Genomic DNA, 14532 nt, shown 5'->3' on the forward strand with positions numbered 1-14532 from the left:
AGGGAGGGAGAAGATGGAGAAAATATACCAAAATCTGACACGCGGTACAATGCCCTGTGCCTTCTATCTATGTTTTTGATCTGGACGGTGTCCTCTGGCGCGGCGAGAGTGTCGTGCCCGGAGCACCGGAAGCCATCGCCCGGCTACGTGCCGCCGGTAAGCGTCTCTACTTTCTCACCAACAACTCCAGTCAGCCACGGCGGGTCTATGTCGAGAAGCTCACGCGCCTAGGGATGCCTGCCCAGGAGAGTGAGATCGCCACCAGCGCCTCGATCACCGCGGCCTATCTCCAGCAGCAGGGGGCGGCGGGAAAGTCGGTCTTTGCGGTGGGGGGACCGGGAATCCACGACGAGCTCGGGCGGGTTGGGATCGAGGTCGTGAGTGTCGCCGACCCGGAGGAGCGTGACCTGGCGTGTTCTTATGTCGTGGTGGGGCTGGACAAGGACTTCCGCTACGAGACCCTGCGCCGTGCCCAGCAGTGCCTCTTGCGTGGCGCGACCTTTATCGCCACCAACCGCGATGGCCAGTACCCGGTCGAGCAGGGGGTGATCCCCGGTGGGGGGAGCATTGTCGCCGCCATCGCCACAGCGGCGGAGCGCGAGCCGCTCACCATGGGCAAGCCCGAGCCGCTGGGGCTTCAGCTTCTCTTGCAGCTCGCCGGAGTCTCTCCCGACGATGCCGTGATGGTGGGGGACCGCCTCGACACCGATATTCTCTGTGGCAACCGCTGTGGGGTTCCTACGGCTCTGGTGCTGACGGGAGTGGGAACACGGGAGCAGGCTGCAGCCGCGCCTCCTGGGCTGGCTCCGACACGGGTAATCGCGACCCTTGCCGAGCTCTAGCCGGCTCCGAGGGGAGTGCCAGGAGTTGCTGGAGTTGCTCTAGCGCCCAGCGGCGTAGCTCTGTCTCGCTCATGACGCTAGAGTAGCCCGAGCCCGTTACGCCAGCGTTACAGCTATCTCGAGTTTGGGGCCGCTGAGCGGCGCTTTGGTGCAGCTGAGCAAATCTTAGGAGCATATTGACCCAGACACGAGTAAGAAGTACGTGATGGACTCTCAACAAACGGCGCGGCGCTCCTACTTTCATGCTGCCGATCTTCCTGCGTCCCTGGTGGTATTCCTGGTGGCGGTGCCCTTGGCGCTGGGTATTGCCAATGCCTCGGGGGCACCGATCGCCTCCGGACTCATCGGCTGCATCGTCGGAGGGATCGTCGCGGGCCTCGTGGGCGGCGCTCCTCTCCAGGTCAGCGGTCCTGCGGCGGGCCTGACGGTCTTGGTCTTTGGGCTGGTGCAGAAGTTCGGCTGGACCCAGATGTGCGCGATCTCGCTGGCAGCCGGGGTGATCCAGCTCTGCTTTGGGGCCCTACGGATCGCCCGTGCGTGCCTGCTGATCTCGCCCGCAGTGGTGCACGGGATGCTCGCCGGGATCGGGGTGACCATCGCACTGGCGCAGTTTCATGTCATGCTGGGAGGCAAGCCCCGACCTGCAGCGCTTCTGAACCTAAAAGCGATCCCCTACGAGGTGGGCCAGTTGCTCGCTCACCCTACAACTGCCGAAGTGCACGCCGCAGTTCTCGGGGTGGTGACCATTGCGATCTTGATTGTCTGGGGCTACCTGCCCGCAAGAGTCCGGCTGATCCCCGGTGCGCTGGTCTCCGTGCTGGTGGCGACCGTCCTGGGGAATCTCTTCTTCACGCAAGCCCCCCGCGTCGCCATCAAAGATGGCTCCCTCTTCCAGCTCCAGGTGCCACAGCTTCCGGCCGATCTGGGGGGATTCTTTGTGGCGGCTCTGACCATCGCGGTGGTCGCCAGTGTGGAGTCCCTGCTCTGTGCGGTGGCGACCGACAAGCTCCACAGTGGCCCCCGCGCCAATCTGGACCGGGAGCTGATCGGTCAGGGAGCGGCCAATGCACTCTCGGGACTACTGGGCGGGCTCCCCGTCACGGGCGTGATCGTGCGGAGCGCTGCCAATGTCACGGCGGGGGCAAAGACACAGGGCTCTGCGGTCCTGCACGGTCTCTGGATTGTTCTCTTCGTGCTGGTGGCGACCCCGCAGCTCAATAAGATCCCCCTTGCAGCGCTGGCGGGCCTGCTGATCCATGTGGGAGTGCGGCTGGTCAACCTCCACCATATCAAGGAGCTCCATCTCCACCGCGAGGTCGTTGTCTACCTGGTGACTGCTCTGGGGGTGGCGTTTGTCAACCTCCTGGCCGGAGTCGGGCTAGGAATGGGGCTGGCCCTCTTGCTCCTGTTGCGCCGCCTCGCCTACCTAAAGATCCAGGTAGAGAGCCGGAGCACGAGCTGGCATGTCGCGATTCAGGGGGCACTCAACTTCCTCTCCATGCCCCAGCTGACCGCGGAGCTCGCGAAGATCCCTAGTGGTGCCCGTGTGGATGTCGATCTCCAGGTGGAGTTTATGGACCATGCGGCCTTTGAGGCGCTACACAGCTGGCGACATACCCACGAGAAGAGCGGCGGGGTCGTGGATATCGACGAGAGACATGAGGCTTGGTATGGTGCTGCTAAGAGCGGCCAGCCCCGCGTGAAGCGCGATTAACGGAACGAAGGATATTCAGGGAGACAGAATGCAAAAGCTAATTGAGGGTGTCCACTACTTTCAGAATATTGGGTTTCGGCAGCAGAAAGAGCTCTTCGAGCGCCTCGCGGCGGGCCAGAGCCCTGAGGCGTGCTTTATCACCTGCTCCGACTCCCGTATCGACCCCACCTTGATCACCAATGCCAAGCCCGGACAGCTCTTTATCGTCCGCAATGCAGGCAATGTGATTCCTTGCTATGGCACGCAGAACAATGGGGAGCTTGCGGCCGTAGAGTTTGCGGTGGGGGTGCTGGGAGTCAAGGACATCATTGTCTGCGGCCACACGCACTGCGGTGCGATGAAGGGCGTGCTCCACCCCGAGTCTCTGAGTGCGCTGCCGACACTCAAGAGCTGGCTGAGCCACTGTGATGCCACCGCAGAGATCATCCGGGACCACTACGGCCATCTCTCAGGCGAGGAGCTCTACACCGCCACGGCGGAGGAGAATGTCCTGGTTCAGATGGAGCACCTGCGAACCCTGCCGGTGATCGCCAGTCGGGCATCGCGGGGGCTGATCAACCTGCACGGCTGGATGTACAAGTTCGAGACCGGTGAGGTCTTTGTCTATGACAGTGCGATTGGCCAGTTTGAGAAGATCGGCGAGGACAACGGTTTGGGGATAAAGTAGTGCTGTGAACCCCGAGACACTGGACGATTTTCTAAAGAGCACCTGTGTCATCGTGGTCTTTGCCTATCTCTTGACACGGCAGCGGCTTGAGGCAATCGGCTGGCTCGGTGCGATCTTTGGTGCGGTGGGGCTGGTAGAGCTCTGGCTCTCCCGCGAGCGCTCGCCCTACGATACCTACACGCTGATCATCACCTTTGCCGCCCTGCGTTTTGGGGTGCGGGTGGGGGCGATTGCAGCGCTGATCGTCGGGGTGGGGGCACCACTCTTTCTTCATGAGCAGGCGCTGATGCGCACCTGGCTGGCGCTGGGAATGAGCCTGGGGGCGGGGCTAGTGGTGCGGCGTACTCTCCCCGAGCGCCGCACGAGCCTCGCGTGCTTTCTCGCCATCACCCTGGCGGAGACGGGGGCGATTCTGGCGCGAAGCCTGCTCCACCGCCAGAGTGAGATCTTGTTTTCACCGTCGCTGGCCTTCTTAAAGATTGGTGCCAATGGCTTGGGGGCCTTACTCCTCCAGATGGTCTTTAGCGATGCCCAGGCCCGTCAGCGGGCGGAGGAGCTTCGTGTCGAGGTGGAACGCGGACGAACCCGCTTGGCGGAGGCGCAGCTGGCCGCACTCCAGGCACGGGTGCACCCGCACTTTCTCTTCAATGCCCTCACGTCGATTGCCGCGCTCTGTCGGCTGGCACCGTCCCAGGCGGAGAAGGCCATTATTCTTCTGGGGCAGCTCATGCGCCGTGCCCTAGAGAGCTCACCACGCAACCTCGTCCCCCTCGGCGAAGAGCTGGAGGCGGTCTCGGGCTACTTAGAGCTGGAGGCGCTCCGACTGGGCACCCGTCTGAGCATCGTCCGTACCCTCGACCCAAGCTGTCTGGGGGTGCTGGTTCCTCCGTTTGCGGTGCAGACACTGGTCGAGAACGCAATCTTGCATGGGATCAGCCCCGATGTCGAGCCTGCCGTACTCACGCTTGTCGTCCGGGCACAAAAAAAACGCGTGCTGGTCTCGATTGGGGATACCGGAGTGGGGATGGAGCCCGAGGTCCTCCTGCGGGCACGGAGCAGGGGACAGGCGAAGGAGAACGAGCACCCACATGGGATCCCTCTGGCCAGTGAGCGTCTTGTTCTGCTCTGGGGACGGGGAGCGCGCCTGCGGGTCTTTTCCCGGGCGGGACAGGGGACCTGGGTTGTCTTTGGAGTCCCCCGAGGAGAGAGGCAGGGAGAGAAGGGGGAAGTGAGGCAATGAGAGCACTCGTTGTCGATGACGAGCCGCTGGCACGTGCCTACCTCCGGCAGCTCCTGGAAGAGCAGGGGGTGACAGTCGTTGCGGAGGCCGAGAGCGCGACCCAGGCTCTCTTGCTCAACGAGGACCTCCAGCCCGAGCTTCTCTTCTTGGACATTCAGATGCCGGGCCTCACCGGGCTCCAGCTCGCCGCAGCGTTACGCCAGACCTCCCCAGGTGTCTTGCTGGTCTTTGTCACGGGCTACTCGGAGCACGCGGTGACCGCTTTTGAGCACGCTGCTCTGGACTACCTGGTCAAGCCCGTTGCTGCGGCGCGGCTCGCCCAGACCCTCGCCCGTGCCCAGGAGCAGCTCAGCCACGTCGGTCACCTAGAACGAGAGGATCCCCCGGAGGCGGAGCTTCCGCTGACACCCCTCAAGCGGCTCCCGATCCGTCAGGACTACTCGGTTCTCTTGCCCCGTGTGGAAGACATTCGCTATGCACTGGCCCAGGAGAAGCGTGTGGTGGTCCAGACGGCGGAGGGAGAGTACCGCACCTACTACACACTCAGTCAGCTAGAGCGTCTGCTCCCCGCTGAGCTATTTCTCCGTATCCATGATTCCTGTCTCGTGAACCTGGAGCGTGTCGAGGAGCTCCTCTACCTGGGGAACCATGCCTACGGGGTGCGGCTGACGGGGGGGCAGCAGCTCCCGGTTAGCCGCACGCGCTTCTCCCTACTCCAGAAGCGCCTAGGAATCACGCCACGCTAAGAGGCTGCAGGGTTGCTGTGAGTAGGGCAAAGAACTCCGCTCGCGTGAGTGCCTTCCCCGCTTCCCCGAGCTGCAGGAGGCGTGCAGGAGCAAGACACGCTTCTAGCTGCTGGCGGACCTTCTCACGATCCCGATGGGCAGCCTCGAAGAGATGGATCTGGTGCTGGTCGATAAGCTGCTGTGCGAAACTAAGGAGGGGGACGGCCTCCTCGGGCTGGTTGTTGCGGAGAAGAAGGCGCGCGGCTTCGTCCCCAAGCCGGCGGTCCATATCGTGGGCGTGGCAGGGCAAGAGCACCTCGGCCGCCTCCAAGAGAAACCGGGCCGCCTCCGCAATCGCACCGGACTCCATGCAGCAGGTCGCCACAAGGCTGAGGCTATCGCCGAGCATGAGGGGCTCACCTGTCTGCTGGCTCAAGGCGAGTGCCTGTCGGTGGCAGCGCTCCGACTCGGCACGCTCCCCCAGCTCGGTTGCGACCGCGCCGAGCCCATGCCAGCTATTGACGGCCCAGCGCACCTCCGGGAGGCCCTCACTGGCTGCCACTCCCGCAGTAAAGTGCTCTCGTGCCTCCAGGAGCTCTCCCAGGGCGTAGTGGGTGATCCCTAGGTTGGTGCGAAGCAGAACCTCGATCAGAGGGGGACGGGGAGGCACGAGGCTCTGGAGCGCCCCTCCGAGTGCTGTCTTTGCGGCGGCATAGTCCCCCTCCGCGACAGCGAGTGTCCCCAGGTTGCGCTGCGCCTCCCCCAGCGCGGCCTGGTCTCCCAGTAACTCGGCGACGGCGGCGCAGCGCTCGAAGTAGTGGCGCGCCTGGGGCATGTGGCCTTTATAGAAGTAGAGCGATGCCAGGCCGGAGAGAGCGAGCCGCATCGAGAGAGAGGGGGGATCGCCCGGGAAGTGCGTCAGTACCCGCTCCAGAAGGACGATCCCTGAGTCGAGCAGGCCTGCATGGAACCAGCGCCGGACACTCTGTGCCACCAAGCGCAGGGCATCGTCGGGGCTCTCTTCTTCGAGAAAGGCTAGGGCTGCCTCGCTATTCTCGCGCTCGGCGAGGGTCTCGGCGGTACTCTCTTGCTCGATCCCTAGGAGCCAATCGGCGTGGCGGCGACGAAGCCGTGGGGTGCTCTCGCCCAGGCACTCGGCGGCGAACTCACGGACACTCTCCAGCATCGAGAAACGGGGGACCTCGCCGGTAAGGTCCGCAAGGAGCAGGGAGTGCTCCCGCAGGCGACCGAGGGCAAAGCTGGTCACCGCCGCCTCGCAGACAAGCTCCGCAGCGGGGAGCGTAAATCCTCCTCGAAAGACCGAGAGCTCGGCAAAGAGGGCCGCGAGCTCATTGGGGAGAAGCTCCAGGCTCCAGCGAAGGGCGGCGCGCACCGAGAGGTGGCGTGCCTCGCGGTCGAGGCGGCGGCCCTCCAGCGCCAGCGCCGCCGTGAAGCGCTCCTGCATCTGCCGCGGCGTGAGCTGTCCCGCCCAGCTCGCCGCCAGCTCCAGGGCAAGAGGAACTCCTTCCAGCTGGCGGCAGAGGGTAGCCAGCGCCGAGGCATTGCGAGCGGTCAGCCCAAACTCCGGGAGTGCGGCGCGGGCACGGTCACAGAAGAGGGCAAGGGCTGCATTGCTCGCCAGCTGCTCCAGTGCCGCGGTGGGCGGGGGGAGCGGGAGGGCGGCGATGGGGAAGACATGCTCACCAGGCAGTCCCAGGCGAATGCGGGAGGTTACCAGAAACCGGGCAAAGGGGAGCTGTGCTAGGAGCACGGGAAGCTCCAAGGCGGCGTCATCGACCAGCTGCTCCAGGTTGTCCAGGATCACAAGTGTCGGCTGCGCCCCGAGCCGCTCTTGGATAGCATCGAGTGCGGCCCCCGTGCGGGGAAGCTCCAAGGCATCGCGCAGGCCCTCGCGTAGCCGCCCCGCATCCCGTGTCTCCGCCAGGGGGACAAACCAGACCCCCCCGACAAAGCGCTCCTGAAGGCTGCGCCCCGTCTCGATCGCAAGGCGTGTCTTGCCGGTCCCGCCCGGGCCGGTGAGGGTAACCACACGCAAGGTCGGGTCGGTGAGGAGCGTGGTCAGGCGCTCCCGCTCTCCCTCGCGCCCAAAGAACCGGGTAAGGGTAAGCGGAAGGTTGGTCGGGGGCAGGTTCCTGTCGGCCATCTCCCTGCCGCTGAGACGGCTTCCCTCTTCCCCTATTGCTCCTTCGTCGCGGGAAGAGGGACTGTCTGGAATGCCCCTCTTCCTAGCGAGGGACGAGCGATCCAGGGAAGAGGGGGAGCGCTCTAAGGCGCGGGGAGATGGCCCGGGAGAGATGGCACTCAAGGCCGCCTCCAGCCGCGCCTGCTCCTCTAATATCCACTCGTCGTAGTAGCCCGGGAGAAACGGGCCGGTGTAGAGGCGCTGCGCCTCGGGGAGGTCCTTGCGCTTGAGGGCGGCCTCGACAGCGGCGACATCGGTGGTGAGGGCCTCGGGGCGGAGCTTGATGTGGGTGCGGGTGGTGATGAGCACCGTGTCGGCGGGGGTGGGCGGCGGCTCTAGGGCCTTGCGGAGGGCGTTCAGCGCGACCCGCAGGCTGGCGCGGCCCTGCTCTAGCTCGCTCTCGGGCCAGAAGCGCTCGATCAGCTCCTCACGCCCGTGTTCGCGGTGGGGATGTAGCGCGAGCCAGGCCAGAAGCGCGACTGTCTTTTGCGTGCGGAGCCGTGTGATGGTCTCGCCGGGGCGCTCCAGTCGAAAGCCACCGAGCAGGAATAGTCGCCACATTGCCATTGAAAAGGGATTATATCGGATAGCGGCGAATCAGACTCCATGAACCTGGCCCGTGCGAGCTTGCTTGGCACCCTCTTGCTCTACTTTTTTCTCTCCTGGACCTACCTTGCTGGCACGCCCGTCCAAGAGTTCTACCTCCCCGACTCGGTGCCCCAGATGCAGCGGAGCGCTCCCGTGCTGGCGGGAATCGGCCCTGATGAAAAAGAGTACTTGATCTATGTCCGCTCGCTAGCAGAGCGCGGGGTCGCGCCGCGCCCCACCCTGGAGCAGCGCAAGAGCCCCGATGAGTTTGTCTGCTACCAGGCCCAGCACCCATCGCTGTTTTTCCTGCTCTCCGTTCCGCTCTGGAAGCTCTTTGCGGGACAAGGAGTGCTCTTCTGGACCCTCTGGCGGGGGCTCTGCGCGCTGCTTGGGGCAACTGCCATCGCGCTGGCGGCAAAGGCGGCTCGCCTTCTCTTCCCCGAGAGCAAGCTGGTCGCGCTGTGTGCCGCGCCGCTGATGGCCTTTGTGCCGATCTTTGGGCATCTTGTGGGCCATGTCTCCAACGAGCCGCTGGCGCTGGCGCTGGGGGCGTGGGCGTGGCTTCTCGCGGTGCGCTACTGCCGCGAGGCGCGGCTCCCCAGTGCTCAGCAGGCGCTCTACTTGGGCTTCTTGCTCGGCTCGGCGCTCCAGACCCGGCTGACCGCGGTGATCTGGTGTTTTGCGCTCGTGGTGCTGCTGGGAATGGTCTTCAAGAAAAGGGCACTCCGGCCTCTTGTTTTTGCGCTGGGCCTGGCGCTGGTGATGCAGGTTCCCTGGCTCGCCACCAACATGGGCAACTACGGCAAGCCGCTTGTCCGGCCCTTTGACAACCCGCTTCTAGCCAATGGCGCGACACTGGGCGAGTTCTTCGGGGCGGGGATTCGCCCCCCCGGCTCCCCGACCCAGTTCACACCCCTCATCACCGTGCTCTTCTGGGCCGCGACCGGCTGGACCCCGTTCTGGCTGATCGGGGGGCTGCTTCCGGGGAGCTTTGATGGCATGGTGCTCAACGCGGCGTACTTGCTTCTGTGCGATCTGGTGGTCGGGCTGACCCTTTTCTGGAACGCTTCCCAGGTGCGCCGCAAGCTCGCCCCGAGCGACCCCGTGGTGCGGGCAGCGCTCTGGGCGGCAGGGGGAGCGCTACTCTTTCTGATCGCCGTGGTCTTTCAGCAGATGCTCTTTGTGGACTGGAACGTCTTGCAGTCGGCGGGGCGCTACTTCACCGCCGCCGCGCCGCTCTTGGTACTCTTCCTTCTGACGGCGCTGGAGGCAATCACCCGAAAGCTGCCGGCAAGCGCCAAGCTGGCTGTCGGGGGAGTCGCCGCACTGGCGCTCTTTCTGGCGAGCCTGCACACGACTAGCCTCGTGCGCCAGTTCTACGCAGGCAACCCGACCCAGAAGAAGTGGCAGAAGATCGCCCCCGCTGGCTCCGGCCGCGCCTATATCGTCTCCGACACCGACGAAGGCTGACGCTTGCCAAGAAACGGCCGCTCCAGGAGCCGCCACGAGACCCAAGCCGCTCCGAGAACCAACGGTAGGCCCAGCCCGACAAGGGCAAGCGCTTGGAGCTCCTGCGACGCGGCAGGCAGGAGCGGCTTGACCACTTTCTTGGCGAGCATCTCCAGAACCGGGAAGTGGATCAGATAGACCGAGTAGGCGATCGTCCCACAGAACACCACCGGGCGCAGGGTCAGCAGTTTAGGCGGCTTGTGGTGCCAGAGCGCCAGACACGCCGCGGTCAAGGCACCCATCACGGGGTCGATTATCGGAAAGGCGCGGGCGAGATCGGCCTCCGCGTGCTCCATCGGGAAGATAAAGAGTAGACCCACTAGGAAGACCCCGGAGAGCAGCGCGAGCACCACGACCATAAGCCGCTTGTTTTCACCGTCCCAGCGCGAGGTGAGCCAGCCCGCGCAGACTCCCATCCCAAAGAGAAGGACATACCAGGGGCAGGTGTGCTCCAGCTCCGCGAGGCTCTTCCCCGAGAGCATCAAGGCACGTGTCAGGCCGTAGCCAATAACCGTGGTGGCGACCAGCACCAGCGCCGTGGCACGTGGCTTGTCAAGGAGCCAGAGAAGCACAGGAAAGAGAAAGTAGATCTTCCACTCCACCGCGACGCTCCAGAGCGGCTGGTTGAAGGCGACAATGGTCTCGGGGAAGACATCTTGCAGGAGCAGCCCATGGAGCACGAGCGCGCGCAGATCCAGCGGCCCTCCGTTCCAGAAGAGCGTGTGCGCCACCGACGCCACCAAGACGGCAAAGTAGGCGGGGAGGATGCGCTTGGCACGCTTGAGATAGAACTCACGGGCGGGACGGGCTTTTTCCGGGAGCGCCAGGCAGAACCCCGAGAGTACGATAAAGACATCGACCGCCAGATGCCCGTAGAGTAGGCTATCGGTCAGGTTGTTCTTAGCACGGATAGGGAAGGTCTGCGCGCACAGGAGAAAGGCGTGGTGCAGCACGACATAGAGTGCGGCGAGCCCGCGCAGGCCATCGAGGTGGGGAAAGTAAGCTCTCACAATTCTCTCAAGTATACGCGAAAAGTCCTTGCGGGGGTTAGGGAAGCGTGATAATATTCAACCCGCGTCGCCGTCTTGGCGGGGGCGAGCTTGCCGATGTAGCTCAGTGGTAGAGCGGCTGTTTTGTAAACAGCGGGTCGCGGGTTCGAGTCCTGTCGTCGGCTTCGGTTTGGGAATGGACAGCGTGGGTCGATGTCCGAGTGGTTAAAGGAGGCGGTCTGTAAAATCGTCGCGTGAGCTACGCAGGTTCGAATCCTGCTCGGCCCATCTAAAAAAATAAGGGCGCTGCACTATGCAGTGCCCTTATTTTTTTTGTGATTTCCTGCCAGAATGTAGAAAAGCTATGTTTCAGAAAATTGCTATTGTCGGAGTAGGGCTGCTCGGCGGCTCGATTGGGCTGGCGGCGCGGGAGCGCAAGCTAGCCAAAGAGGTTGTAGGGGTCGAGACCAACCCCCACACACGTGCGGAAGCGACGACGCGCCGGGCGGTGGAGAAGTGCACCGACATGTTGGGAATCGGGATCGCGGGGGCGGACTTGATTGTCTTGGCCTGCCCGGTCAATGCCATCCTCACCGAGCTGGCGCGCCTGGCTCCCTCTCTCTCCGAGAAGGCAGTCGTGACCGATGTGGGCTCCGTGAAAGGGGCGATCACCACCGCGGGGCGGGTTCTGAACGGCGCGTTTGTCCCGGGGCACCCGATGGCGGGTGGAGAGCGTGGCGGGATGGAGTTTGCCCGCGCCGATCTCTTTGAGGGGGCGAGCTGGGCACTGACCCCGGACTCCTCCACACGGCCCGAGGCGGTGGAGCGGGTCAAGAAGCTCGTGGAGGGCTTGGGGGCCAAGGCGGTGACGATGACCCCTGAGGAGCACGACACGACTGTCGCGGCCACGAGTCACCTGCCGCACCTCATCGCCTACGCGCTCTCGGCGACCGTGGGGGAGAGCCCCAAGCTGGAGGGAGCATCGCTCAAAGACGCGCTCCGAGTGGCCAGCAGCGACCCCGAGCTCTGGCGGGAGATCTGCCTGATGAACCGCAAGCCCCTGGGGGATGCGCTGGACCGCTGTATCGGCGAGCTAGATGCGATGCTGAAGGCGCTGGATGCGGGCGATGCGGCGGCGCTGGAGGCTCTGCTGCGCAAGGGCTGGCGTAGCTAGATTTTAGTTATAAGTGTTTCTGATTTATAAGCCCGGAAAAATTCGTGATTTTTTTCACGAACTCGGCTCTGTCAAAAGGGGGATGGCCCAAACCATGCGGTATTATATTCTTCGAAAGAATGGATACCAACCTAAGCCAGCCCCGAAAAAATGCTCCCTACGCGACGTATGCGTGGGGGGTTTTGCTGTTTAACCTCCTGGTTATCCTTGTGGGGACGGTTGTCCGGGCGACCGGGTCTGGGGCGGGCTGTGGTCAGCACTGGCCGACCTGTCAGGGGGTGGTGATTCCCGTTGCGCCCACCCTGCACACCATCATTGAGTACACCCACCGCGCGGTCTCCGGGCTCGATGGTTTCTTGGTGCTGGGGTTGCTGATCGGGGCGTTTCGGCTCTATCCCAAGGGGCACAGTGTGCGGCGTGCTGCTCCGGTAGCCGCCCTCTTGACCATCGCGGAGGCCTTGCTCGGGGCGGTCCTGGTCAAGCGGGGGTATGTCGCCAACGATGCATCGGTGGGGCGTGCCGTGGCGATGTCGGTCCATCTCTGCACGACATTTTTCTTACTGGCAGCGCTGGCCCTCACGGCTTGGTATGCTGCGGGCCGTGGGCGGGTTCGGCTCTTGTCCCAAGGCTCGGTGAGCGGGGCGCTGGCGCTGGCGTTTCTGGCGATGCTGGTACTGGGAATCTCGGGGGCGATCACGGCTCTGGGGGATACCCTCTTTCCGGCGAAGAGCCACGAGGACGTGATGCGGCTGGCGGAGCAGGCCAACGCGCCATTCTTGCTGAAGCTACGTATCTGGCACCCGTATATCGCCGGCTCGGTGGGGCTGTATCTGCTCCTGATCGCCGGGCTGGTCGCGCACCTGCGGCCGTCGTCGGACTCCCGGCGCTGGGGTGGGATGCTGGGCTGGCTCTTCCTGGCCGAGATCCTGATCGGCCTGACCAATGTCTGGCTCCGTGCCCCGGTTGCGATGCAGGTGATCCACCTGATGTTTGCCGACTTTGTCTGGGTGGCGCTGGTGCTGCTTGCCTACTCGGCCAGTGTGGATGGTGCCGTGCGGGTCGAGGACATCATCTTCTCTCCGGGCAAAGATGCTCCCGAGACGACGGTTGCTGCACGGGTGGACAACGCTCACCCGACCTGGCGTGACTACCGCGACCTTACCAAGCCCCGGGTGATCTCCCTGCTCCTCTTTACCACCCTGACTGCGGCCTTTGTCGCGGCGCACGGCTGGCCGGGCCTGAGCCTATTTGTCGTGCTCTTTGTGGGAGGGTACTGCTCCGCGGGGGCTGCCAATGCCTTCAACATGGTGATCGACCGGGATATCGATGCCAAGATGACCCGCACGGCCAAGCGCCCGACGGTCACCGCGACCATTCCGGCAGGCAAGGCGCTTGGCTTTGCACTCATCATGGCCTTTGTCTCCTTCACCACCCTCTGGTTGGGGGCGAACCTGCTGGCCGCGATGCTGAGCCTCTGCGGCCTCGTGTTCTATGTCGTGGTCTACACGCTCCTGCTCAAGCGCCGCACGGTGCAAAATATCGTCATTGGGGGCGCTGCGGGCTGCTTCCCGCCCCTCGTGGGCTGGGCCGCGGTAACAGGGGACCTGAAGGGCTCCCTGGCCTGGTACCTCTTTGCGATCATCTTTGTCTGGACCCCGGCGCACTTCTGGGCGCTCGCACTCTTGATCAAGGACCAGTACGCCGCGGTCGGGGTGCCCATGCTCCCCGCGGTCGTGGGGGATAAGAAGACAGTCACCCAGATCATCCTCTATGCGGTGATCACGGTGGGGGTCTCGCTCCTTCCTGTTGTCCAAGGCCTTGCGGGAGCGCTCTACGCGATTCCTGCCGTGGCTCTGGGCGCGATGCTGGTGCAGCAGAGCTGGAAGCTTCGTCGTGGGACGGACCGGCTCTCTGCCCTCAAGGCATATAAGTATTCTATGCTCTACCTCGCTCTGCTCTTCCTGGCGCTGGCGGTAGATGCCCGCTTTGGATGAGGTTAAGAAACGTAAAACTAATGGCTCGAAATGGTCTTGCTGAAATTCGTGAAATAGTGTACAAAGTGGCGGGCTTTTTATGCCTCGCAGTTATGCCGGCGACTCTGGCCGGTCGGGACTGAGTATCCATGCCAAATATCTTCGGACCTAGCAGCAATGTGATCGGTAAGACGGCCATCATGGGCCTTGCAGCGTCTCCGCTGGTCATCATGATCACCATATCGCAATTTACCCGCTCCGCCTACGTCACCAAGGTGGGGATCCCCTACGAGCAGCCGGTGCCCTTCTCGCACGAGCACCACGTCACCGAGCTCGGACTGGACTGTCGCTACTGTCACACGTCGGTGGAGAAATCCGCCAAGGCTGGCTACCCCGCCACCCACACCTGTATGTCTTGCCACTCACAGGTCTGGTCCAACAGCCCCCTGCTGGAGCCCGTGCGTGAGAGCTACGACAAGAACGTCCCGCTCAAGTGGATCACCCTCAACAAGGTGCCGGAGTTTGTCTACTTCAACCACTCGATCCATGTCAAGCGTGGGGTCAACTGTAACAACTGTCACGGCCCCGTGCAGGCAATGCAGATGGCCTACAAGAGCCGTCCTTTCCAGATGACCTGGTGTCTTGACTGCCACCGTCACCCGGAGAAGTATGTCAACAAGCCCGAGTTTGTCTTTGGCCTCTACGAGAAGATCCGCAAGACCAAGACCGGCACCAAGGGCGAGGGACATGAGACCATTGCAGGGCTGACGGAAGAAGAGCAGTCGTTGATGGTCGGGGACCAGTATGTACGCACGGGCAAGGAGCTTGAAGAAGGCAAGAAGCTCGTCAAGGAATACAACATTAAGGTGGAGCAGCTCTCGGACTGCGCCGTCTGCCATCACTAAAGA

At 63.5% G+C, this 14532-nt stretch carries 11 protein-coding genes and 2 tRNA genes; 11 read left to right on the forward strand and 2 right to left on the reverse strand.

Going from position 1 to position 14532, the window contains the following annotated elements; translation table 11 throughout:
- Nucleotides 1-56: 56 nt before the first annotated feature.
- The 5 genes from HNQ39_RS14150 to HNQ39_RS14170 all read left to right on the forward strand — a co-directional run bounded on the left by HNQ39_RS14150 (nt 57) and on the right by HNQ39_RS14170 (nt 5209).
- On the forward strand, nt 57-842 hold the full coding sequence (locus HNQ39_RS14150) for a phosphoglycolate/pyridoxal phosphate family phosphatase (protein WP_184197159.1): 786 nt from the start codon (nt 57-59) through the stop codon (nt 840-842).
- A 205-nt stretch (nt 843-1047) separates the two neighbouring features.
- Nucleotides 1048-2556, forward strand: coding sequence for a SulP family inorganic anion transporter (locus tag HNQ39_RS14155; RefSeq protein ID WP_184197162.1), 1509 nt, complete (start codon nt 1048-1050; stop codon nt 2554-2556).
- A 28-nt stretch (nt 2557-2584) separates the two neighbouring features.
- Nucleotides 2585-3223 carry a carbonic anhydrase gene (locus tag HNQ39_RS14160; protein ID WP_184197166.1) on the forward strand — a complete coding sequence of 213 codons (639 nt, stop codon included), beginning with the start codon at nt 2585-2587 and terminating at the stop codon, nt 3221-3223.
- A gap of 4 nt (nt 3224-3227) precedes the next feature.
- Nucleotides 3228-4463 carry a histidine kinase gene (locus tag HNQ39_RS30580; RefSeq protein WP_184197169.1) on the forward strand — a complete coding sequence of 412 codons (1236 nt, stop codon included), beginning with the start codon at nt 3228-3230 and terminating at the stop codon, nt 4461-4463.
- Nucleotides 4460-5209, forward strand: coding sequence for a LytR/AlgR family response regulator transcription factor (locus tag HNQ39_RS14170; RefSeq protein WP_184197172.1), 750 nt, complete (start codon nt 4460-4462; stop codon nt 5207-5209). Before HNQ39_RS30580 ends, HNQ39_RS14170 begins: the two co-directional genes overlap by 4 nt.
- Here the strand turns inward: HNQ39_RS14170 and HNQ39_RS14175 are convergent.
- On the reverse strand, nt 5196-7958 hold the full coding sequence (locus HNQ39_RS14175) for an AfsR/SARP family transcriptional regulator (protein WP_184197175.1): 2763 nt from the start codon (nt 7956-7958) through the stop codon (nt 5196-5198). The two genes, HNQ39_RS14170 and HNQ39_RS14175, sit on opposite strands and share 14 nt — an antisense overlap.
- A gap of 39 nt (nt 7959-7997) precedes the next feature.
- On the opposite strand from HNQ39_RS14175, the gene HNQ39_RS14180 reads away from it, so the two are divergent.
- Nucleotides 7998-9449 carry a hypothetical protein gene (locus tag HNQ39_RS14180; RefSeq protein WP_184197178.1) on the forward strand — a complete coding sequence of 484 codons (1452 nt, stop codon included), beginning with the start codon at nt 7998-8000 and terminating at the stop codon, nt 9447-9449.
- On the opposite strand, the gene HNQ39_RS14185 is transcribed toward HNQ39_RS14180, so the two are convergent.
- Nucleotides 9419-10498 (reverse strand): acyltransferase family protein, encoded by a 1080-nt coding sequence (locus tag HNQ39_RS14185; protein ID WP_184197181.1) that lies wholly within the window; start codon nt 10496-10498, stop codon nt 9419-9421. The two genes, HNQ39_RS14180 and HNQ39_RS14185, sit on opposite strands and share 31 nt — an antisense overlap.
- Before the next feature lie 92 nt (nt 10499-10590).
- Here HNQ39_RS14185 and HNQ39_RS14190 point away from each other — a divergent pair.
- From HNQ39_RS14190 to HNQ39_RS14210, 5 genes are all read left to right on the forward strand, one after another.
- Nucleotides 10591-10662: transfer RNA gene (locus HNQ39_RS14190), tRNA-Thr, on the forward strand.
- A 22-nt stretch (nt 10663-10684) separates the two neighbouring features.
- A tRNA-Tyr gene (locus HNQ39_RS14195) sits at nt 10685-10765 on the forward strand.
- Nucleotides 10766-10841: 76 nt separating this feature from the next.
- Complete coding sequence (locus tag HNQ39_RS14200; RefSeq protein ID WP_184197184.1) at nt 10842-11651, forward strand: prephenate dehydrogenase; 810 nt, start codon at nt 10842-10844, stop codon at nt 11649-11651.
- Between the two features lie 119 nt (nt 11652-11770).
- Nucleotides 11771-13645 (forward strand): heme o synthase, encoded by a 1875-nt coding sequence (locus HNQ39_RS14205; RefSeq protein ID WP_184197187.1) that lies wholly within the window; start codon nt 11771-11773, stop codon nt 13643-13645.
- 128 nt (nt 13646-13773) lie between these two features.
- Nucleotides 13774-14529, forward strand: a complete 756-nt coding sequence (locus HNQ39_RS14210; protein WP_184197190.1) for a cytochrome c3 family protein — start codon at nt 13774-13776, stop codon at nt 14527-14529.
- Nucleotides 14530-14532: the final 3 nt, after the last annotated feature.

Source organism: Armatimonas rosea (genome assembly GCF_014202505.1).
Lineage (GTDB): Bacteria > Armatimonadota > Armatimonadia > Armatimonadales > Armatimonadaceae > Armatimonas > Armatimonas rosea.